The organism is Streptomyces sp. NPDC101166 (genome assembly GCF_044768125.1).
Lineage (GTDB): Bacteria > Actinomycetota > Actinomycetes > Streptomycetales > Streptomycetaceae > Streptomyces.
Genome location: NZ_JBIWPF010000015.1, coordinates 211134 through 233363, shown reverse-complemented (window position 1 = coordinate 233363; position 22230 = coordinate 211134). Strand labels below are relative to the sequence as shown.

The following is a 22230-nucleotide window of genomic DNA, read 5'->3' as shown; positions in this document are numbered from 1 at the left end:
TCACCACCCGGGCACGACGGTGCGCACCCGAACGGTCTGCGTGGCCCACTGCCCGGGCCCACCGGTCTGCGCCGGGCCGGCGTCCCTGGCGCTCCGTTCCGGCGGGTCGAGCCGCAGCGCTCCGTCCGCGTGCCGCAGTACGGAGTCCCGGCTGCTCAGCGGCGCGCGCGGATTCCAGCGGTCGAGGTGGAAGGGCACCGTGTTCAACTCGCCCTCGCAGACGATCAGTTTGAGCCAGTCGAGTGCGAACGCCCCCGGCCGCGGCGGCCGGTGCGGCGGCAGGGAGAGCTGGACGGGCCTGTTGTCCAGGGCGTACCCGGTGCGGCCGGGGCCGACGAACCGGCCGTCGTCGAAGAGCGAGGTGTGCGAGGCGAAGCTGTCGGTGAGGTCGAGCAGGAGGCACCACAGCCGCCTGCCTTCGGGGGCCGTGTGGCGGAGCCGTACGGAGACCTGAGGCGGCACGGGCCCGCCGGGGCCGAGGTCGTACCGGCAGACGATCTCCCCGTGTTCGTCGGCCGCCAGCGGGGTGTCGCCGCCCCACGGGGTGATCTCCAGGCGCACATGTCCCGTCACCGGGCCCGGCGGCGCCTCCAGGTCGCGGAGCTGGTGCCAGCGGGTGAGGTGGACGAGGCAGGCCGCGACCCGGTCCGCGTCCTCGGGCCGGGCCAGCGGCAGCGGGTGTACGAACGGGGAACCGTCGCGCCGCAGCACATGCGCGCGGCCCTCGCGGGCCTCGACCCGGAACAGCAGGTCGCCGGCCTGCTCCTGCGGCCGCTCGACCAGGCGCAGCAGCGGAGAGGGCCCGCGGCCGGGCCCGGCTTCGGCAAGCGCACGGCGAAGGGCCCGCGCGGCGGCGCGGTCGCCGGGTGCGGACAGGGCGACGGAGGCGGGCGGCACGGCCAGTGCGGAGAGCGCCACCGGGTAGACCCGCGAGGGCTCCGGCTCCCAGCCCGCGGGTGTGACGAGGGTGCGCTCGGAACCCACGGCAACTGCCCTGACCACGTGGCCTGTGGGCTCCGGGGTGGTCACCCGGCCCGCCGCCTTCGTCCGCTCAGCCGGTCGCCCGGGGGCGGCGTTCGGCGAGGTCACACGGAACTCGGTGCCCGGCTCGAACGGCAGGCCGTGGCCGGCGCCGCAGTCGACCTGCCAGCCGTCCCGTCGGTCCTCCCGCAGCAGGAACGGGCTGGGGTCCCGGGCCCCGGCGCCGTCCAGGAACGGGTGGTCGGCTGCGCCGCCCGGTTCCGAGGGCGCCAGCGTCGGGTGCTGGTACGCGCAGGAGACCTGGAGTCGGGAACGCGTGGCGGCGAGCAGTTCGCGGTAGGTCGCCTCCGGGCCCGCCGCGCGCAGCGCGCCCAGCAAGGCGTAGGTGAACAGGCCGTGCGCCCGGCCGCCGAACCGGCCCTCGTAGGAGGGCTGGTCGAGGCGGGTGGCGGCGAGGAGCACATGCCGGGCCGGTCGCGCGGGAACGCGCGCGTCACGTGCCGCCGCCGCGAACCAGGCCGGGTCGGGCGAGGCGAAGCGCGGGGTGAGATGGCGGCCGCGGGTGGCGCCGCCGGCGTAGCAGCAGTCGAGGACCGCGACCGTGTGGACGCCGCGCGCGGCCACCTCGTCGAGGAGCGCGCCCAGACGCTTGTCGACGAGCAGCCCGTCCACGCAGACGAGGGCCTGCCAGCGGCCGGTCGCCTCCACATCGAGGTGTACGCGCTCGGTGGCCGGCTTCTCCGTGCCGTGGCCGGAGAACCAGAACAGCGCCGTGTCCCCGGGGCCGGCCCGCCCGAGATGGTCGCGCACCGCCGACTCGACGGCGGTCACGGTGGCGTCGCCGTCCAGCAGCCGCCGGAGTTCGAGCCGTCTGCCGGTGCGCCGCAGCAGAGCCTCCTCGGCGGTCTCCACGTCGTTGAGGCATCCTTCGAGCGGGGGGCAACGGCCTCCCGGGTAGGCGTTGATGCCGACGAGCAGGGCGTGGACAGCGCCCGTCCGGCTGCCGCCGCTCACCGGTCGGTGTAGACGCGGACCTGCTGCGGCCGCACGAGACGCTCGCCCGTCCGGTACCCGTGCCGCACCAGTTCGGCGACGTCGCCGCGCCGCTCCGGGGTGGGCGCCGCGAGCACCTCGACGGCTTCCTGCGTCTCCGGGTCGAACGGACCCAGGGTGAAGGGGACGCGGGTCATGCCGTATCTCTCCAGAATCGTCAGCAACTCCGTGGCCACGGACCGGGTGAGGGCGTCGTCCTGTGCGGCCTGCCCCTCGATCCGGTCGACGAGGAGGATCAGGTCGTAGAGGAGCGGCTGTGTGATCCGTCCCTCGGCGGCCTTACGCGCGTGGTTGAGCTCGTTCAGCAGGCCGTCCACACTGCGGCGCACCTCACGGTCGTTGAGCAGTCGGCGGCGGAACTGATCCCCGAGGGCGGCGAGTTCGTCGCGCATGCCGTCGACGGCGTCGGCCACGACGGCGAACGGGTCGGACCCCGGGGTCGAGGAAGCCGCCGGAGGGGAGGCGGGTGGTGGCTCCGCCGGCGGTGAGGCGGGCGCCTCAGCCGGCTGCTGCCGGGGCGCGGGCGGGGGAGTGCTCATGGAACTGGGCGAATTCGAACTCGGTGAACTCGAATTCGGGGAACTCGGCGAACTCATGTGACTCTCCTGATCTGCGGCCTGAGTTGCGGAGGCAGGGCCCTGTAGGCGTGCCGCCAGCGCGGCTTGACGCCCATCACGATCGGCAGCCCGAACAGGCAGGCGAGGGCGACCAGGTCGAACGGCGACGACAGCGCGAACGACAGCCCCAGGCAGACGACGACGACCGGGGCCATGGTCGCGGCCCAGCGCCAGGTCCTGCCGAACGCCCGGGCCGCGTCCGACCGGTACGTGTGCAGAAGGCCGACGAGGGCGACGTCCGAGACGCCGACGGAGAGGGCCTGATCCACACAGTGCCGGACGACTGACGCGCCGTCCGGCGAGGCGACCGTGTACCGCTGCCGGCCCGGGTGCCACGCCATGGCGCCCTCCGCGCGCAGCGACCAGATCCGGGCGATCTGGTCGCGCAGGTCAGGGTCGCCGGGCCGCCACCGCAGGGCCTGTTCATAGGCGCTCAGCGCCTCGTCGTAGCGCTTGGCCCGGTAGAGGTTGTCGGCGGCGGCGATGTGCGCGGTGACGTCGCCGGGAGCGAGCCGGGCCGCCGCCAGATGCCAGTCGGCGGCGGTGCCGGGGTCGCCGCGCCGCTCGTGGACCCGGGCGATCAGGGTGTGGGTGAGCGCGTCGCCGGGGTGCAGTGTGAGGGCACGGCGGAACTCCTGCAAGGCGTCCAGAAGTTGACCCTGGGTGGCGTGGACGGCGCCGAGCAGTCGCCATGCGTCGCCGTTGCCGTCGTCGTGGTGCACGGCTTGCCGCAGCTCGTACAGCGCGCCCTCGTGGTTGCCCTGGTCGATCAGCGTGCGGGCGTGGCCGACCCAGTCCCGGCCGTCCCGCGGGGGCTGTCGCCGGGATCGGGGAGCCGGGTCCTGCCGCGGACCGGACGGGCGGACGCGCCGGCGCGACTGGTCCAGCCTGCGGTGATAGGCCGTGCGCAGGGCGGGGTCGAGCAGCTCCCTGCGCGCCCGGGAGATCAGCGCGACCTTGTCCTCGGCCTCCCGCCGCTTCGCGGCGTCGGGGGCCCGGCTCGCCCGGCTCGACCAGAGGCGGAACGCCTGGTCGAGCCCGCGCGTGACCTGGTCCGCGGTGGCGGACCGGTCGATGTCGAACTCCTTGTAGTAGTCGGGTACTGCGTGGTGGTCGTCGGGGATGCCGTCCGGCGTCATCGCTGCCGCTCCCAGCGCCGGCGACTACAGGGTCGGGATTCGGGCGACGCGGTCGCCCAGCTCGGCCAGTTCGGCCGGGTCCAGGTTGTCGGGGCGTTCGAGCTCGAACTCGCCGAGCCATCTGCCCGTCGTGCCGTCCTTCACCTCGACGTGGATGATCCCGTCGACGTCGTAGGAGTAGATGACCTCGAACGGCGCGCCCTTCGGGTACCGCGGGATCTCGATGACGCCCTCGCCGACGGTCTTCACATACGCCAGGTCCTCGTCGTTGCCCTCCGTCACCCGCACCCTGAGCCGCGGCTGCCGGTCGGCCAGGGTGTGGAAGGTGTCGCTCTTCTTGGCCGGCACGGGCGTGTTGTGCGGGATGATCACCGCGTTGTACTCGAGGGTGTGGTCCTCGTCGTGGACCGCGACCATGCCGAGGGACTGCGAGGTGACGTCCCTGATGGACTTCACCCTCCCCTGGGTGAGGCGGGCCAGGCCGTCGCCCGGGGCGGAGTCCACGCTCGCCCCGCTGCCGACGTACTTGCGTCTGTCCTGCGCCTCCTCGGCGCGCACCGCGGCGTCCAGGGCGACCAGCGCCGCGCCGAGGGCGACCACCTCGTCCTGGGCGATGCCGCGTTCCGGCTCCGCGCCGGAGAGCCGCCGGAGCAGCCCTTCCACCATGGGCATCCGGGTGGACCCGCCGACCAGCAGCAGCCGGTCGACGTCGGCCCAGCCGAGCCCGGCCTCCTCCAGCACGCCCTCGGTGATGATGCGGGTGCGGTCGAGGAGTTCGGCGGTGATCCCCTCGAACTCCTCCCGGGTCACCGGGATCTGCTCGTGCCGGCCGCCCGCGGAGAGGACCACGACGGTCTGGGCGGCGGTGGAGAGGGTGCGTTTGGCGATCTCCGCCTTGTCGCGCAGCTCGGCCTGAAGTCCGCTGTCCTCGTTGAGGTCCTGACCGCCCGCCGCCATGAACGCCCCGTTGAGGTGGTTCATCAGCGCGCCGTCCCAGTCGAAGCCGCCGAGGTTGCGGTCCCCGTCGGTGGCGACGACCGTGTAGTCGCCGTCCTCGACGCGCATGACGGTGACGTCGAAGGTGCCGCCGCCCAGGTCGTAGACGAGCACGGTGCCGATCGGCGCGCCGGCCTCCCCGTCGTCCGGGCCGTCCGCGGCGGAGCGGTCGAGGCCGTAGGCGAGCGCTGCCGCGGTGGGCTCGTTGACGATGCGCAGCACCTCCAGCCCGGCGAGCCGCCCGGCGTCCAGCGTCGCCCTGCGCCGTGCGTCGTCGAAGTACGCCGGCACGGTGATGACCGCCTGCTCCACCGGCTCGCCGAGCACGAGTTCGGCGTCCTCCTTGAGGCGTTTGAGCAGCAGGGCGGAGATCTCCTCGGGCCGGTAGGGCGTGCCCGACTCCGACCGGTAGACGGGGTTGGTCTCCCCCATGTAGCGCTTGACGAACTGCACCACATGGTCGGGAGCGGTGGCCGCGGACCGCTTCGCCTGGGAGCCCACGACGACGGTGTCTCCCTGGAACATCACCACCGACGGCGTGATGTTCTCGCCCTCCCGGTTGCGGACGATGGACGGGCTCCCCGAGCGGTCGGCGACCGCGACGGCGCAGTACGTGGTTCCTAAGTCGATCCCCACCACACGTGTCATTGCTGATCCCCCTCACAGCGCAGGCACCTCGAGCGCGCAGAACTGCTGACAGTGGCCATCATGCCCACCTCGAGGCCGGTTGACAGCCTTTCGGGAGAGCCCTTTCCCGCCGGGACCGCACCCCCTCGGGTCGCCTTCGCGCCCCGCATGCCCCGTCCGTGCGCCGCACGCTTACCATGCGCCCAGTCGTACGTCAGTTCTGTCCGCGTCGCCGACCCGTCCGATCCAGGAGAGCACGGTACTCGTGTCCATACCCCCGCCCCCCGGGCCTCAGCGGCCCCAGGACGACCCGTACCAGCCTCCGCAGCCGCAGGCCCCCAGCCTCCACGCCCCGCACGGACAACCTCCGTATCCGCAGAGCGCCTCCCCGCACGCCCCGTACCCCACTGCCTCCCAAGTGCCTTACGGCGCGCCCCCGTACGCGGTCTGGGGGCAGGGGTACGTGCCCTTCAACCGGCCCGCGCCCGTCAACGGGGTCGCCATCGCCGCCCTCGTCCTCGGGGTGCTCTGCTTCCTGCCGGCCGTGGGGCTGATCCTCGGGATCGTGGCGCTGGTCCAGATCAAGAAGCGGGGCGAGCGCGGCAAGGGGATGGCGATCGGGGGCGCGGTGCTGTCCGGCCTCGGCCTCGCGATGTGGATCCTGCTCCTGGCCACGTCCGGCGGGTCCGCGTTCATGGAGGGGGTCAGGGAGGGCGCGGCCCGCAACACCAGCCTGTCGCTCGCCAAGGGCGACTGCTTCGACGTACCGGGAGCCTCCTTCGACAAGAACGTCTACGACGTCGACAAGGTTCCCTGCGCCGGCGAGCACGACGCCGAGGTGTTCGGGGTCGTCCCGCTGGGCGGCGACTCCTACCCCGGCGACAGCAGCGTCACGCACGAGGCCGAGGACCAGTGCTGGACGCTCAAGTCCGCTTATGCGATGGACTCCTGGTCCCTCACCGAGGACGTCGAGGTGTACCACCTCACGCCGACCCGCGAGAGCTGGGAGTGGGGCGACCACGAGATCACCTGCGTCTTCGCCCACACCGACGAGAAGGGCGCCCTCACCGGCTCCCTGCGCACCGACGAGACCACCCTCGACCCCGACCAGCTGGCGTTCCTGACCGCGATGGCAGCCGTCGACGACGCGCTGCTCCTGGAGCCCGAGGACCTCGCCGAGGACGACCTGAAGGCCAATCGCGGCTGGGCCGCCGACGTGGGCGACATGACGAGCGTGCAGGCGCGGACGCTGAGCGATCACCCCTGGTCGGCCGGGACCCGGAAGCCCCTCACCGCCCTGGTGACGGACCTTCAGAAGGCGGCCGGGCAGTGGACGGCGGCTGCCGAGGCCTCCGACGTCGACACCTTCTACGAGCACTACGAGAACGCGTACGCGTACGTGGACGGCGACGCCACCGTCACCGCGCGCAAGGCTCTGGGGCTTACCACCACGCGGCCCTCCTATGACGACGGAGACAGTGGCGGTGCGGGCGGTGGCACCGGCGGAGGCGGCCTTGACGTGTGATCACCTCCATAGTGGGCAGAAAGTGCCTGCGCAAAGCCCCCCGCCGGAGGAAGTCATCACATCGAGTGATTCTCTGGCCTTTGCTTGCATGGCGGAACCCACGGTTGCCAGGCTGTAGCTGTCTGTACAACCTGATGGGAGTGGCCAGTGACATTCGGTGAGCAGCCGGCCTACCTGCGCGTCGCAGGTGATCTCCGCAAGAAGATCGTCGACGGCTCACTGCCACCGCACACCCGACTGCCCTCCCAGGCCAGAATCCGCCAGGAGTACGGCGTCTCCGACACCGTGGCGCTGGAGGCGCGCAAGGTGCTCATGGCGGAGGGGCTGGTCGAGGGCCGCTCCGGTTCGGGCACGTACGTGCGTGAGCAACCCGTCCCCCGCCGGATCGCCCGCTCCGGCTACCGGCCGGCGAGCGGCGCGACGCCGTTCCGGCAGGAGCAGTCCGAGGGGTGCGCGCGCGGGACGTGGGAGTCCAGCAGCGAGCAGACCGAGGCGAGCCGGGCGGTCGCCGAGCGGCTCTGCATCCAGCCCGGGGACCGCGTGATGTGCACCAAGTACGTCTTCCGGGAGGCCGGTGAGGCGATGATGCTCTCCACCTCCTGGGAGCCCCTCGCCGTCACCGGCCGCACCCCGGTCATGCTGCCGGAGGAGGGCCCGCTGGGCGGGATGGGCGTCGTCGAGCGCATGCGCGCGATCGACGTCATCGTCGACAACGTCGCCGAGGAGGTGGGTGCCCGCCCCGGCCTCGCCGACGAACTCCTCGCCCTGGGCGGCGTCCCCGGCCATGCGGTGCTGGTCGTCCAGCGCACCTACTACGCCTCCGGCCGCCCGGTCGAGACGGCGGACGTGGTCATCCCGGCGGACCGTTACCGCGTCGCGTACCACCTGCCGGTGAGGTGAGCCGGCCGGGGCGCGTGCGGCGCACACCCCCGCGGCAGTTGCCCCTGGAAACCGCCCGCCGCGCGGGCGCTCCGCGGTCGACGTAATCCGGTCGTTTCGCGCTGTTCCCGCAGGTCGCCCCCGGGATGCCCGGCAACGCGCCGACCGGAGGCGTCATGCCCCGCGCACGGCGCGTTCGGCCCCGTGCGCCCCCTGCGTCTTGGCTGGTTGCGTACCTGTTTGTGAAAAGCCGTGTTCGCTGCGTAAAGGTAAGGCGTACGCTCGGGCATATGCGGATTGCGGTTTCTTCAGAGGGTGGGGCGCGAAGCGGGCCGCGGACGACATCCGAGCGGGCCGCCGAGGGAAGGAGACGCGGGGCGTGACGAACGACAGCACCACCTCTCTGCCATGGCTCGTCATACGGCAGGACGACAACGGCAACCGCTATCGCGTCGGCCAGTACGCCACGCGCGCGGAGGCCCAGAAGATCGCGGACAGCCTCGACGGGCGCGGGCACAAGCAGCTCTACTGGGTGGAGCGCATCGGGCCGAACGGGAGCGCCGTCCGGGCCTGACACCGCGCCGGGAGCACGCGGCCGCCGTCCCGTAGGCTCCGGCGCATGACCGAACGGAACGTGGTCGTCGCGGCCGCCCTGCTCGACGGCGACCGGCTGCTCGCCGCGCGCCGCAGCGCACCCCCCGAACTCGCCGGACGCTGGGAGCTGCCCGGCGGCAAGGTCGAGCCCGGCGAGCGGCCCGAGGACGCCCTGGTGCGTGAACTGCGCGAGGAACTCGGCGTGGACGCCGAGACCGTGGAGCGCGTCCCGGGGGAGTGGCCCCTGAGGGCCCCGTACGTCCTCCACGTCTGGAGCGCCCGTCTGCGCCCCGGCTCCGCCGGCCCCGCGCCCCTCCAGGACCACGACGCCCTGCGCTGGCTCGCCCCCGCCGAACTCTGGGACGTCGACTGGCTGGACCAGGACGTGCCCGCCGTGCGGGAGACGGCGACCCGACTGGGGCTGCTCGCGCAGTGAGGTGCGGGGATCTCGCGCGGTAAGGCGCGGGGGATATCGGGTATGGGCCCATTAACCCCAAGAAATCGGACAGGGGTGTTCCTCGCGGGTCCTGGGAAGTGATCGGCGTGACCGACAGCGGAGGCGAGCGCGCCGAGTGGACTTTCCCCGCGGATCCGGGAGCGGTGCGCACGGCCCGCGGCGCCGTCCGGGGCCAGCTGCGCGGCTGGGGTCTCGACAGCCTCGGCGACCTCGCCGCCCTGTTGGTCAGCGAACTGGTGACCAACGCGCTGCGGCACGCCACCGGCCCGATCGTCGTCTGTCTGATCCGCCCGGCCGGACTGGACGGCGTTCTGCTGGTGGAGGTTTCCGACCCGCTGCCCGATCCGCCGCGCGAACGCGTCGCCGAGCCCGACGACGAGGGCGGCCGCGGGCTTCAGCTGGTCGCCTCCTCCTCGCGCCGCTGGGGCACCCGCCCCGGCGGCATCGGCAAGACGGTGTGGTTCGAACTGGCTGTGCCCGGTTGAGCCGGAAGCCCACGAGGGCGGGGCCGCGTCTGGAAGGCTGGGGCTCCGGAGGTCCGCGCGCCGGGTCCGTCGCGCCGGCGGCCGCCCATGCGTCGCGCCCCGGCCGGCGGCTCCCGGACGCCTCCCCGGCGACCCGTGCCGGAAGGTGTGGTTCGACCACGGGTCCGCTGGTTAGAAGACTGGCAGTGTTGTCACGGAGCGGTCCGGAAAACAGCGGGACCGAGCTGTGATCGTGAACACCGTGCCGCGCGGCGCCGTAGTGCTGGATACTGCGGGCAGCCGCCCCCGGTGACCGGTACCGGGCGCGGTGAGCTGGAGGGGACGGTTCGCGTGAGCGAGATACCAGCGAAGGCCACGGAGTCCGAGGACCCGTCGGACGGCGCGAGGGCGAAGGCCGCGGGTGAACTCGCCGCCGGCGTCGGTCGCGACGCCGGGCGGGGCGCCGGACACGCCGACGTGAGCGACGGCGACGGCGAACGCGAGGGCCGCGGCCGGGAACGCCGGGGCGATCACGCCGACCGGGTGGAAGACGCCGACCGCGACGGACACGCCGCTCGCACCCCGCACGGCCATGACGGCCTCGGCGGTCTCGGCGCACTCGGCGGTGACGCCCAGCCCGGGGACGCCATGTGGCAGAGCAGCCCGCCCGGCTCGATCTACGACTACATCAAGGTCGCCTCGTTCTCGATCGGCCCCGACGGGCTCGTCGACCAGTGGAGCCTGCGCGCCGAGCAGATCTTCGGCATCCCCGCCGGGCGGGCCGTCGGCATGGACCCCATCGACGCGTTCATCGACCCCGACCTGCGCGAACACGGCCAGCGCAAGATGGCCGAAATCCTCGACGGCCGCGAGTGGACCGGCGTCGTCCCCTTCCGTGTGCCCGACACGGCCGACGGCCGGCGCGGCGAGGACGGACTCGCCGAGGTGTACGTCATGCCGACGCGCACCCTGGAGGGCGAGAAGGCCGCCGTCTGCATCGTCGTCGACGTCCGCACCCTGCGCAGCATCGAGACCGACCTAGCCGCCTCGCAGGCGATTTTCGGTCAATCGCCCTTCGGTTTCCTGCTGATCGACCCCGACCTGCGGGTCCGGCGCGCCAACCACCGCTTCGCCTCCCTCTTCGGCGGCACCCCCGACGACCACCGCGGCAAGGGCGTGCACGACTATCTGCCCCGCTCCGAGGCCGAGCGGGTCAGCGCCATCCTGCGCCGGGTGCTGCAGACCGGCGACTCCATCACGGACATGCACGTCACCGGGTTCGTGCCGGACTCCGACGAGCGCCGCCACTGGTCCATCAACCTCTACCGCGTGCACAGCGGTTCGGGCCGGCCGATCGGCATCGCGTGGCTCGGCACCGACATCACCGCCCGCCGCGAGGCCGCCCGCGAGGCCGCCGCCGCCCGGCGCAATCTCGCCCTTCTCAACGATGCGGGGGCCCGCATAGGGAACTCCCTCGACCTGGAGACGACCGCGCGCGAACTCCTCGACGTGGTCGTGCCCGGCTTCTGCGACCTGGCCACGGTCGACCTCTACCAGGGCCTGCTGGTCGGCGACGAGACCCCGCCCGGCCTCGCCGACGGCAGCGCCGAACTGCGCCGCGTCGCCTTCGCGTCCGCCGTCTCCGACGCCCCGTTCGCCGCCGGCGGCACCCCCGTCGCCGTCGGCGCGGTCCACCACTACCCCTTCAACTCCCAGTGCGCGGACGCCCTGCGCACCGCACGTCCGCAATACCTCCCCGGCGAGGAGGGCGGGGCCGTGCAGTCCACGCTCGCCATCCCGATGGTCGCGCACGACACCGTCGTAGGACTCGCGCAGTTCTCGCGGACCAAGGGCAGCGAGCCGTTCGGGGACCGCGACCGGGATCTGGCGGTGGAGCTCGCGGCGCGGGCGGCGGTGTGCATCGACAACGCGCGCCTGTACCGCCGTGAACACGAGCGGGCGTTGATACTGCAACGGTCCCTGCTGCCCCCCGGCGACCCGGTCGCCTCCGGGCTGGACATCGCCTGCCGCTACCTGCCGGGCAGCGTCTCCACCGGCCGCCCCAGCGAGGTCGGCGGCGACTGGTTCGACGTCATCGAACTGCCGGGCCACCGTACGGCGCTGGTGGTCGGCGACGTGATGGGGCGCGGGCTGCGCGCGGCGGTCGCCATGGGCGAACTCCGCACCGCCGTCCGCACGCTGGCGCTGCTCGACCTCGAACCGGCGGAAGTGCTCTCGGCGTTGGACGAGATCGCGCGCGGCCTCGGCACCCCCGGCGGGGTCCAGCAGGCCACCCGCGCGGCCCGCCGCCCCCGCGAGGCCGATCTGTCCGAGGTGTACCTCGCGACCTGTGTGTACGCGGTCTACGACTCCGTCACCCGCCGGTGCACCTTCGCCAACGCCGGCCATCTCCCGCCGGTGCTGGTCGAACCCGGCGAGGCGGCGCTGATGCTCGACGTGCCGCCGGGGATGCCGCTCGGCGTCGGGGGCGAGCCTTTCGAGGAGGTGGAGGTCGACCTGCCCGAGGGCGCGCTGCTCGCGCTCTACACGGACGGCCTGGTCGAGTCCCGCGACCATCCGCTCGACGAGGGGCTCCAGGCCTTCGTGGGCGCGCTCACCGACCCGTCCCGTCCGCTGGAGGACGTCTGCGACCACGTCCTCAACACCCTCGACACCCACCACGGCGAGGACGACATCGCCCTGCTGATGGCACGTGTCCAGGGCCTGCCCGTCGACTCGGTCGGCGACTGGACCCTGCCGCGCGAGCCGCGCAGCGTGGGCCGGGCCCGGGAGCACGCGCGCACCCAGCTGCTGGCATGGGGGCTCGAACAGCTCGTCGACACCACGGAGTTGCTGGTCAGCGAACTGGTGACGAACGCGCTGCGGTACGGCGAGGGCGAGATCCGGCTGCGGCTGCTGCTCGACCGCACCCTCGTCTGTGAGGTCTGGGACGCGGGTCTGGTCCAGCCGCGCCGCCGTCGCGCCCGCGACACCGACGAGGGCGGCCGGGGCCTCCAACTGGTCGGCCTGCTCTCCGCGGCCTGGGGTTCACGGCGCACTCCGCGCGGCAAGACCGTCTGGTTCGAACTCCCCCTTCCCGACGGGGAGACGACGCTCACGGACCCCGCGGAGGCGCTGCTCAGCCTGTTCTGACCCGCGAACATCCCGCATGATCGCAACCGGAACATCTGTTCCCCTCGTCCTCTTCGGCAACGTCGGCCACACCACCTGGGCCGCACCGCCGGGCAGCACGTCGTGCGCCACCCGCACGCACGCGCGCCAGAAGGGGGACCCGAGATGGACCGCTCACCGCACACCGACGCGCCCACGGCCGAGGAGGCACGACCGGCCGAGGAAGCGCGACGGGAGGAAGAGGCGCGACCGGCCGGGGAGGAACAGCAGGGCGAGGAGGCACAGCCGCCGGAGCCCCGGCCGGGCAAGCGCCGCCGCTGGATCCGCCGCCTCGCCCTCGCCGTCCCCCTGATCCTCCTCGTCCCCCTCCTCACCGCCCTCACCGTCCTGCGCGTGAACTACATGGGCGACCCGGCCGACGGCACGTTCACCCGGGGCAAGGACGCCCTCTGGCTCGGCCACGCCTGGGTCGACGGCCGCAAGAAGGACGCCGACGTCACCGCGCTCGCCACCCGGCTGAAGCGCACCGGCATCCGCGACCTCTACGTCCACGCCGGCCCCCTGGAGCACGACGGCACACTTCCCGCGTCGGCGTACTCGAACGTCCGCTGGTTCCTGGCCGCCGTGCACCGCGAGATGCCCGGGATCAGGGTCCAGGCCTGGCTGGGCGACGTCCTCGCCAGTGAGGGGTCCGGCGGCATGCGGCTGGAGAGCGCGCCGACCCGGGCCGCCGTGGTGCGGTCGACCCGCGAGGTCCTCGCCGCCGGCTTCGAGGGCGCCCACTTCGACCTGGAGCCCCTGCACTCCGACGACGCCGACTACCTCACCCTGCTCGACGCCCTGCACGGCGTCACCGCCGCCCGGGGCGTCCCGCTCTCCGTCGCCGCCCACCAGATCGACCCGCTGCCCGGCCTGCACACCGCCCGGGGCGCGCTCACCGGCCACCCGAAGTGGTGGTCGCAGCGGTTCTTCGGCCAGGTCGCCCGCCGTGTGGACCAGATCGCGCTCATGTCGTACGACACCATGCAGCCCCTGGAGAGCACGTACGGCGGCTATGTGGCCCAGCAGACCTCCCTCGCCCTGGAGGTCACCCCGGAGACCACCGACCTGCTGATGGGCCTGCCCTTCTACCACCAGAAGGGGTTCGGCCACTGGGAGCACGCGGAGACCGTGGCCGGCGCCGTCCGCGGCGTCCGCCTCGGCCTGTCCCGCACGGACGCGGACCGGCGGAACTTCGGCGTCGCCGCCTACGTCGACTTCGCGGCGCACGAGGAGGACTGGCGGGCCTACCAGGACGGCTGGGTGCGCTGAGCGTCAGCTCCGCCGGCGGATCTTTTCGCCCAGCCACACCAGGGGGTCGTACTTGCGGTCGACGGCGCGCTCCTTCAAGGGGATCAGGGCGTTGTCGGTGATCTTGATGCCTTCCGGGCAGACCTCCGTGCAGCACTTGGTGATGTTGCAGTAACCGAGGCCGTGGGCGTCCTGGGCGGTCTTCTTGCGGTCGAGGCCGCTCTCCTCGGCTGCGTCCAGCGGGTGCATGTCCAGCTCCGCGATGCGCATGAGGAAGCGGGGCCCCGCGAAGACCGGCTTGTTCTCCTCGTGGTCGCGGACCACATGGCAGGTGTCCTGGCACAGGAAGCACTCGATGCACTTGCGGAACTCCTGCGACCGGTCCACGTCCTCCTGGAACATGCGGTACTCGCCCGGAGCCACCCCCTCCGGCGGCACGAAGGACGGGATCTCCCTGGCCTTGTCGTAGTTGAAGCCGACGTCGGTGACCAGGTCGCGGACGACCGGGAAGGCGCGCAGCGGTGTGACGGTGATCGTCTCGTCGCGGTCGAAGACGGACATGCGGGTCATGCACATCAGCCGGGGCCGTCCGTTGACCTCCGCCGAGCAGGAACCGCACTTGCCCGCCTTGCAGTTCCAGCGCACGGCGAGGTCGGGGGCCTGGGTGGCCTGGAGGCGGTGCACGATGTCGAGGACCACCTCGCCCTCGTTGACCTCGACCTCGAAGTCCTTCAGGCCGCCGCCCTCGACATCGCCGCGCCACACTCTGAAGTGGGCCTGGTAGCCGCTCATCGGTAGAGCTCCTCTTCGGCGAAGTACTTGACCAGCTCCTCCTTCTGGAAGAGGGCGAGCAGGTCGGGGCGGACGGGGTCGGTGGTCTCGCGGGACAGGGCGATCTGCCCGTGGGAGGGGTCGGCGCCCTCCGGTCCGGCGGCCGGTTCGGCCGGCCGGCACAGCAGATTGACGTTGCGCCAGGCGCGCTCCATCGCCGGATGGTCCTCGCGGGTGTGGCCGCCGCGCGACTCGGTGCGTTCCAGCGCGGCCCGCGCCACGCACTCGCTCACCAGCAGCATGTTCCTGAGGTCCAGGGCGAGGTGCCAGCCCGGGTTGAACTGGCGGTGGCCCTCGACGCCGGCCCGCCGGGCCCTTGCCCGCAGCTGAGCCAGTCTCTCCAGGGCCTGCTCCATCTCGCCCTGCCGGCGGATGATGCCGACCAGGTCGTTCATGGTCTGCTGGAGTTCCTGGTGGAGGGTGTACGGGTTCTCCGCGGGCGCCCCCGAGGGCTCCTCGGCGGAGAAGGGACGCAGGGCCTCCGCGGCGGCCAGGTCGACCTGGGTGTCGTCGACCGGGGGCCGGCCGGCGGCGAGCCCCGCCGCGTACCCGGCGGCGTGCAGTCCCGCCCGGCGGCCGAACACCAGCAGGTCGGAGAGGGAGTTGCCGCCGAGCCGGTTGGAGCCGTGCATCCCGCCGGCCACCTCACCGGCCGCGTACAGACCGGGCACCCCGCGCGCGGCGGCCGTGTCGGAGTCGACGGCGATACCGCCCATCACGTAGTGGCAGGTAGGGCCGACCTCCATCGCCTCCGCGGTGATGTCGACGTCGGCCAGCTCCTTGAACTGGTGGTACATCGACGGCAGCCGTCGTCTGACGGCCTCGGCGGGCATCCGCGTCGACACGTCGAGGAAGACGCCCCCGTGCGGGGAGCCCCGGCCCGCCTTCACCTCGGCGTTGATGGCGCGGGCGACCTCGTCGCGGGGGAGCAGTTCGGGGGGCCGCCGGTTGTCGTCGGGGGCGTCGTACCAGCGGTCGGCCTCGTCCTCGGACTCGGCGTACTTCTCCTTGAACACGTCCGGGATGTAGTCGAACATGAACCGCCGGCCCTCGGAGTTCCTGAGCACCCCACCATCACCGCGCACGGACTCGGTGACGAGGATGCCCTTCACCGACGGAGGCCAGACCATGCCCGTCGGATGGAACTGCACGAACTCCATGTTCAGCAGCGGCGCGCCCGCGAGCAGGGCGAGGGCGTGGCCGTCGCCGGTGTACTCCCAGGAGTTCGAGGTCACCTTGAAGGACTTGCCGATGCCGCCGGTCGCGATCACGACGGCGGGGGCTTCGAGGACGAAGAAGCGGCCGCTCTCGCGCTCGTAGGCGAAGACGCCGGACACCCGGCCGGAGGCGTCCTTGAGGATCCGGGTGACCGTGCACTCCTGGAAGACCTTCAGCCGCGACTCGTGGTCGCCGCTCTCGCGGTGGTCCTCCTGCTGGAGGGCGACGATCTTCTGCTGGAGGGTGCGGATCAGCTCCAGACCTGTGCGGTCGCCGACATGCGCCAGGCGCGGGTACTCATGGCCGCCGAAGTTGCGCTGGGAGATCCGGCCGTCCGCGGTGCGGTCGAACAGGGCGCCCCAGGTCTCCAGCTCCCACACCCGCTGCGGCGCCTCCTGTGCGTGCAGCTCGGCCATCCGCCACTGGTTGAGGAACTTGCCGCCGCGCATGGTGTCGCGGAAGTGCACCTGCCAGGTGTCGTGCTCGTTGGCGTTGGCCATGGCCGCCGCGATGCCGCCCTCGGCCATCACGGTGTGCGCCTTGCCGAACAGCGACTTGCAGATCACGGCCGTGCGCGCGCCCCGCTCGCGCGCCTCGATGGCGGCGCGCAGACCGGCGCCACCGGCCCCGACCACGACGACGTCCCACTCCTGCCGGTCGACCACGGACATCACAAAGCCCCACTCGTCTAGAAGAAGCGCGGATCGGCGAAGGCGCCCGAGGCGACCAGGTACACGTAGAAGTCGGCGAGCGCCACGCTGATCAGCGACGCCCAGGCCAGCTGCATGTGGCGGGCGTTGAGCTTCCCCGCCCACTGCCACAGCCGGTAGCGCACGGGATGCCTGGAGAAGTGCTTGAGCTTGCCGCCCACGATGTGCCGGCAGGAGTGGCAGGAGAGCGTGTACGCCCAGATCAGCACGATGTTGACCAGGAAGACGAGGGTGCCCAGGCCCATGTGGCCCCACGCGTAGTGCTCGTCGCGGAAGGCGAGCACGGTGTCGTAGGTGAGGATGCCCGCGACGGGGAGCGCCGCGTAGAAGAAGTACCGGTGGACGTTCTGCAGGATCAGCGGGAAGCGGGTCTCGCCGGTGTACCCGCGGTGCGGTTCGGCGACCGCGCAGGCCGGCGGGGAGGCCCAGAAGCCCCGGTAGTACGCCTTGCGGTAGTAGTAGCAGGTCAGCCGGAAGCCCAGCGGGAAGATCAGGATGATGATCGCGGGCGAGACGCCCCACCAGCTGCCGAAGATCTCCCAGTTCGGGCCCGCGCGCATCGGCTCGCAGCGCTCGGCCAGACAGGGCGAGTAGAACGGCGAGACGTACGGCGCCGCGTAGTAGTGGGCGTCGGAGAAGGCCCGCCAGGTCGAGTACACGACGAAGGCCAGCAGTCCGGCGGCTGTGACCGCGGGGGCCAGCCACCAGCGGTCGGTGCGCAGATGGGGGGCGGTGATGGCGGCGCGCGTGGGGGTGCGCACGCCGCTCGGGGGACGGGGTTCCGTGCCTGTGGCCAACGTAAGGACGCACCTTTCGGGGATCGGTTCGTCTCCGGAGCGCGGCAGCCGGCGTCGGGCGCGGAACGGCCCGGCCGGGTCGGATCAGGGCGCGTGCCGGCGCGCGCCGAAGCCCTCGTCGTCGGTGTCCACCCACAGGCTGTCGTCGTAGGGGGTGTCGGAGATGGTGACGAGCGGGGGCTTGGCCGCCGTGGCGGGCGACGCGGCGGCGGTGCGCAGCAGGGCGACGCTCTCCCGCAGATGGTCGGCGTCGGCGCGGACGCGGCGCATCTCCAGCCCTTGGCTGCCGAGCTGCTGCTCCAGACGGCCCACCGACCGGGACAGGTCGTCGAGGCAGCGCTGTACCGATGTCAGATCGTCGTGCACGGACATGACGTGACCTCACTTCCGCGGACCCGCGGGCCCTGGACGGCGACGCTCATGCGCCTGCGAGTGTTGCGCGTCACACCGGTGATGTGAAGGCGTGTGCGGCGATTGGCGGATAGTGCGCCACGCCGCACGCCCGTACGCGCTCTGTGTGCGCCGGGAGCGCGTTTGCTCCGCACGGGTGGGCTTGCGCCCCCGTGCCGCCGTGTCGCCCCCGGCGGAGGAAGCCTTTCCTCTTCAGTGGGCCGTAGATCTGATCAACTCCAAAATACCGCCGAATGTGAACATAACGCACGCGTGTCACGGGCGGCAGCGGCTCCCGGAGGTACCGGATATGTCCTATGACGGCGTCGGCCCCCGCGCGGTCATGCGCTCGGTCGCCTTCCTCACCGCGGGCGTCCTCGCGGTCACCACGCTGACCGCCTGCGGCTCCGAGGACCCGGCCGGCAAGCCGCTGGCCGTGCAGGACATCGCCGCGGCCGCCCGCTCCCAGGTCGCCGACGGCGGCACACTGCGCTGGGCGGTCGACACCGTGCCGGAGACCTTCAACGCCTTTCAGGCGGACGCCGACGCCACCACCTCCCGGGTCGCCCAGGCCGTCCTGCCGTCGATGTTCCGGCTCGACGCGAACGGCCGGCCGCGGCTGAACACCGACTACCTGGAGTCCGCCGAGGTCGTCGACACCGAGCCCAAGCAGGTCGTCCTCTACCGGCTCGCCCAGCAGGCCGTGTGGAGCGACGGCCGGGAGATCGGCGCCGCCGACTTCGCCGCCCAGTGGCGCGCCCTGTCCGGCAAGGACAGCGCCTACTGGACCGCCCGCAACGCCGGCTACGACCGGATCGAGAAGGTCGAACGCGGCAAGAACGATCTGGAGGTGCGCGTCACCTTCGGCCGCGCCTACGCCGACTGGCGCTCGCTGTTCACCCCGCTCTACCCGAAGGACGTCATGGGCACGCCCGACTCCTTCAACGACGGGGCGCGCGGCAAGCTCAAGGTGACGGCGGGGCCCTTCGGGATCGAGCAGGTGGACCGCCCCGGCGGCCGGCTCCGGCTGACCCGCAACCCGCGCTGGTGGGGCGAGCCCGCCAAGCTCTCCGAGATCGCGCTGACGGCCGTGCCCCGCGAGCGGCGCGCCGACGCCCTCGCCGCCGGCTCCGTCGACCTGGCCGAGATCGACCCGGCCGCCGCCCGCCGCGTCGACGAGGCCGCCCGGGGGGCGGCGGGACCGCTGACCACCACCGGCTCCGGACGCACCGCCGCGAAGGCGCCGAACCCCCCGGCGCGGCGCGACGCGGCGAGCGAGACGCTGGGCGAGTACGAGGTGCGCAAGTCACTGGAGCCCGCCTACACCCAGCTGGCCCTGAACGGCGCCGACGGCCCGCTCGCCGACGAACGGGTGCGCCGCGCGGTGGCCCGGGCGCTGAACCGGGCGGATCTGGCGAAGGCGGTCCTGGAGCCGCTGGGCCTGCCCGCCGTGCCCGTCGGCAGCCATCTCGCGCTGTCCGGGCAGGAGGCGTACGCCGACAGCAGCGGCGCCCTCGGCGGGCAGGACGCCAAGGAGGCGCGGGCCCTGCTCGCGGACGCCGGCTGGGTGCCGGGCGGCCCGGTGAAGGAGGAGAAGAAGGCCGAGAAGGCGGCCGGCTCCGAGGGCGGCAAGGCCGGCGCGGGGTCCTCGCAGAAGCAGTCCGCGGGCGGCGACGACGGCACGTACATCGTCGGCGAGGACGACAAGGCGGGCCGGGAACAGGCCCAGGGGCGCCGGCACGGCACGGCGGCCGGCGAGGAGGGCGGCCGGCAGCTCGCCCAGGACGGCAAGCAGTACGTCAACAAGCACGGCGCGCCCGGCGCGTACGCCCCCCGGGGCACGGCCGCCCCGGCCGGCACGGCGCACGGCGGGCTCGCCAAGGACGGCAAGGCGCTCACCCTGCGGTTCGTGCTGCCGTCCGGACCGGGCTCGGCGCCCCTGCACACCGTCGCCGGGCGGATCGTGGCCATGCTGGAGAAGGTCGGCATCAGGACCGAGATCACCAAGGTCGCCGACGAGAGCTACTTCAAGGACCACATCGCCTCCGGGCAGTACGACCTCGCCCTGTACTCCTGGCCGGCCTCGGCGTTCCCGGCCACCGACGCCCGGCCGATCTACGCCAAGCCGGTCCCGGCCGCGGACGGGTCGCTCAGCGTCGAGCAGAACTACACCCGGGTCGGCACCGACCAGGTGGACCAGCTGTTCGACCAGGCGATCTCCACCCTGGACGAGGAGGAGCGGCGGTCGCTGATCCGCAAGGCCGACTCCCGGATCTGGGCCGCCGCCGGATCGATCCCCCTCTACCAGCGCCCCCAGCTCACGGCGGTGCGCAAGAACCTGGCCAACGCCGGCGCCTTCGGTTTCCAGACGCCCGTCTACGAGGACATGGGCTTCCTGAAGAAGGGCGCCGCCGGTCCGGCGAACCCGTCGGCGAAGTGACCCCCCGTGGCCCTGCGGAGAACGCCCCCCGCCGGGCCACGTACCATGGGGTGAGGCCGTGGCATGTCAAGCCCGGCAGGGCCCGCGTAACACAGACGTACGTGCAGGCCTTCCTCACACTCCGGGAGAACGCCGCTTTATGGCCGTGTCCGCAACACGTCACGACATCCGCAACGTAGCCATCGTCGCCCACGTCGACCACGGCAAGACGACCATCGTCGACGGCATGCTGAAGCAGGCCGGGGCCTTCGCCGCCCACCAGCTCGACTCCGTCGACGACCGCATGATGGACTCGAACGACCTGGAGCGTGAGAAGGGCATCACGATCCTCGCCAAGAACACGGCGGTGAAGTACCACCCCAAGGCCGGCGGGGACCCGATCACGATCAACATCATCGACACCCCCGGTCACGCCGACTTCGGCGGTGAGGTCGAGCGCGGCCTGTCGATGGTCGACGGCGTCGTCCTCCTCGTCGACGCCTCCGAGGGGCCGCTGCCGCAGACCCGCTTCGTGCTGCGCAAGGCGCTGCAGGCCCGGCTGCCGATCATCCTGTGCATCAACAAGACGGACCGTCCCGACGCCCGGATCGACGAGGTCGTCAACGAGACGTACGACCTCTTCCTCGACCTGGACGCGGACGAGGAGCAGATCGAGTTCCCGATCGTCTACGCCTGCGGCCGTGACGGCATCGCCTCGCTGACCAAGCCCGCCGACGGCACCGTCCCGGAGGACTCCACCAGCCTGGAGCCGTTCTTCTCGACGATCCTCCAGCACATCCCCGCCCCCACCTACGAGGAGGAGGCCCCGCTCCAGGCGCACGTCACCAACCTGGACGCCGACAACTTCCTCGGCCGTATCGCGCTGCTGCGCGTCCACCAGGGCGAGCTGAAGAAGGGGCAGACCGTCGCCTGGATGAAGCGCGACGGCTCCGTCACCAACGTGCGCATCTCCGAGCTGATGATGACCGAGGCGCTCACCCGCAAGCCGGCCGAGAAGGCAGGCCCCGGTGACATCTGCGCCGTGGCCGGCATCCCCGACATCATGATCGGCGAGACGCTGGCGGACCCGGAGAACCCGATTCCGCTGCCGCTGATCACGGTGGACGAGCCCGCGATCTCCATGGTCATCGGCACCAACACCTCCCCGCTGGTCGGCCGTGGCGGCACCGGCAAGGGCGCCGACGCCAAGGCGGCCGTCAAGGACCGCAAGGTCACCGCCCGTCAGGTCAAGGACCGCCTCGACCGCGAGCTGATCGGCAACGTCAGCCTCCGCGTCCTGGACACCGAGCGCCCGGACGCCTGGGAGGTGCAGGGCCGCGGTGAGCTGGCGCTGGCCATCCTGGTCGAGCAGATGCGCCGCGAGGGCTTCGAGCTGACCATCGGCAAGCCGCAGGTCGTCACCAAGGACGTCGACGGCAAGGTCTACGAGCCGGTCGAGCGCATGACGGTCGACGTCCCCGAGGAGCACATGGGCGCCGTCACGCAGCTCATGGGCGTCCGCAAGGGCCGGATGGACAACATGTCCAACCACGGCTCGGGCTGGGTCCGCATGGAGTTCGTCGTGCCATCCCGAGGCCTGATCGGCTTCCGCACCGAGTTCCTCACCCAGACCCGCGGCACCGGCATCGGCCACTCCATCCACGAGGGCCACGAGCCCTGGTTCGGCACGCTGCAGACCCGGAACAACGGCTCCCTGGTCGCCGACCGCTCCGGCGCCGTCACCGCCTTCGCGATGACGAACCTCCAGGAGCGCGGCGTGCTGTTCGTGGAGCCCGGCACCGAGGTGTACGAGGGCATGATCGTCGGCGAGAACTCGCGCGCCGACGACATGGACGTCAACATCACCAAGGAGAAGAAGCTCACCAACATGCGGTCCTCGACGGCCGACGTGGCGGAGTCGATCGTGCCGCCGCGCAAGCTGTCGCTGGAGCAGTCGCTGGAGTTCTGCCGCGACGACGAATGCGTCGAGGTGACGCCCGAGGCGGTTCGCATCCGCAAGGTGAACCTGGACGCCCGCGAGCGCGCCCGCGCCGCGAGCCGCGCCAAGCACGGCTGACGCCCCGCAAGGGAGCTCTGACCGGTTGTCCCGA

17 protein-coding genes are annotated in these 22230 nt (G+C 72.3%); 9 read left to right on the top strand and 8 right to left on the bottom strand.

Features of this window, described 5'->3' with window-relative positions; translation table 11 throughout:
• From ACIRS4_RS26375 to ACIRS4_RS26360, 4 genes are read right to left on the bottom strand one after another with little or no spacing between them, the layout of a single operon-like run.
• Positions 1-1995, bottom strand: a complete 1995-nt coding sequence (locus tag ACIRS4_RS26375) for a caspase family protein (protein WP_404200641.1) — start codon at positions 1993-1995, stop codon at positions 1-3.
• A complete protein-coding gene (locus ACIRS4_RS26370; RefSeq protein ID WP_404200639.1) occupies positions 1992-2573 on the bottom strand; it encodes a nucleotide exchange factor GrpE in 582 nt (193 codons plus the stop codon). Before ACIRS4_RS26370 ends, ACIRS4_RS26375 begins: the two co-directional genes overlap by 4 nt.
• A gap of 53 nt (positions 2574-2626) precedes the next feature.
• Positions 2627-3790: a tetratricopeptide repeat protein gene (locus tag ACIRS4_RS26365; protein ID WP_404200637.1), complete on the bottom strand. Its 1164-nt coding sequence runs from the start codon at positions 3788-3790 to the stop codon at positions 2627-2629.
• 24 nt (positions 3791-3814) lie between these two features.
• Positions 3815-5434, bottom strand: coding sequence for an Hsp70 family protein (locus ACIRS4_RS26360; protein WP_404200635.1), 1620 nt, complete (start codon positions 5432-5434; stop codon positions 3815-3817).
• 244 nt (positions 5435-5678) lie between these two features.
• On the opposite strand from ACIRS4_RS26360, the gene ACIRS4_RS26355 reads away from it, so the two are divergent.
• The 7 genes from ACIRS4_RS26355 to ACIRS4_RS26325 all read left to right on the top strand — a co-directional run bounded on the left by ACIRS4_RS26355 (position 5679) and on the right by ACIRS4_RS26325 (position 13775).
• On the top strand, positions 5679-6938 hold the full coding sequence (locus ACIRS4_RS26355) for a DUF4190 domain-containing protein (RefSeq protein WP_404200633.1): 1260 nt from the start codon (positions 5679-5681) through the stop codon (positions 6936-6938).
• A gap of 147 nt (positions 6939-7085) precedes the next feature.
• Complete coding sequence (locus ACIRS4_RS26350) at positions 7086-7838, top strand: GntR family transcriptional regulator (RefSeq protein ID WP_404200631.1); 753 nt, start codon at positions 7086-7088, stop codon at positions 7836-7838.
• Between the two features lie 358 nt (positions 7839-8196).
• On the top strand, positions 8197-8391 hold the full coding sequence (locus ACIRS4_RS26345) for an SPOR domain-containing protein (protein WP_404200629.1): 195 nt from the start codon (positions 8197-8199) through the stop codon (positions 8389-8391).
• Between the two features lie 45 nt (positions 8392-8436).
• Entirely contained in the window at positions 8437-8847 is a 411-nt protein-coding gene (locus tag ACIRS4_RS26340) for a (deoxy)nucleoside triphosphate pyrophosphohydrolase (protein WP_404200627.1), read from the top strand.
• Positions 8848-8945: 98 nt separating this feature from the next.
• Positions 8946-9353: an ATP-binding protein gene (locus tag ACIRS4_RS26335; RefSeq protein WP_404200625.1), complete on the top strand. Its 408-nt coding sequence runs from the start codon at positions 8946-8948 to the stop codon at positions 9351-9353.
• Between the two features lie 330 nt (positions 9354-9683).
• Positions 9684-12485 carry a SpoIIE family protein phosphatase gene (locus ACIRS4_RS26330; protein ID WP_404200623.1) on the top strand — a complete coding sequence of 934 codons (2802 nt, stop codon included), beginning with the start codon at positions 9684-9686 and terminating at the stop codon, positions 12483-12485.
• 144 nt (positions 12486-12629) lie between these two features.
• Positions 12630-13775 (top strand): hypothetical protein, encoded by a 1146-nt coding sequence (locus ACIRS4_RS26325; RefSeq protein ID WP_404200620.1) that lies wholly within the window; start codon positions 12630-12632, stop codon positions 13773-13775.
• Positions 13776-13778: 3 nt separating this feature from the next.
• On the opposite strand, the gene ACIRS4_RS26320 is transcribed toward ACIRS4_RS26325, so the two are convergent.
• The 4 genes from ACIRS4_RS26320 to ACIRS4_RS26305 all read right to left on the bottom strand — a co-directional run bounded on the left by ACIRS4_RS26320 (position 13779) and on the right by ACIRS4_RS26305 (position 17682).
• Positions 13779-14546 carry a succinate dehydrogenase/fumarate reductase iron-sulfur subunit gene (locus ACIRS4_RS26320; RefSeq protein ID WP_404200617.1) on the bottom strand — a complete coding sequence of 256 codons (768 nt, stop codon included), beginning with the start codon at positions 14544-14546 and terminating at the stop codon, positions 13779-13781.
• On the bottom strand, positions 14543-16474 hold the full coding sequence (locus ACIRS4_RS26315) for a fumarate reductase/succinate dehydrogenase flavoprotein subunit (protein WP_404200614.1): 1932 nt from the start codon (positions 16472-16474) through the stop codon (positions 14543-14545). The genes ACIRS4_RS26320 and ACIRS4_RS26315 overlap by 4 nt, the downstream gene beginning before the upstream one ends.
• A 17-nt stretch (positions 16475-16491) precedes the next feature.
• Positions 16492-17310 carry a hypothetical protein gene (locus ACIRS4_RS26310; protein WP_404200611.1) on the bottom strand — a complete coding sequence of 273 codons (819 nt, stop codon included), beginning with the start codon at positions 17308-17310 and terminating at the stop codon, positions 16492-16494.
• Between the two features lie 84 nt (positions 17311-17394).
• Entirely contained in the window at positions 17395-17682 is a 288-nt protein-coding gene (locus ACIRS4_RS26305) for a hypothetical protein (protein WP_404200608.1), read from the bottom strand.
• 328 nt (positions 17683-18010) lie between these two features.
• Here ACIRS4_RS26305 and ACIRS4_RS26300 point away from each other — a divergent pair, with 328 nt between their 5' ends.
• Together ACIRS4_RS26300 and typA are read left to right on the top strand one after the other, a co-directional pair.
• Positions 18011-20140 (top strand): ABC transporter family substrate-binding protein, encoded by a 2130-nt coding sequence (locus ACIRS4_RS26300; protein ID WP_404200605.1) that lies wholly within the window; start codon positions 18011-18013, stop codon positions 20138-20140.
• Positions 20141-20279: 139 nt separating this feature from the next.
• On the top strand, positions 20280-22196 hold the full coding sequence (gene typA / locus ACIRS4_RS26295) for a translational GTPase TypA (protein WP_404200603.1): 1917 nt from the start codon (positions 20280-20282) through the stop codon (positions 22194-22196).
• Positions 22197-22230 lie beyond the last annotated feature (34 nt).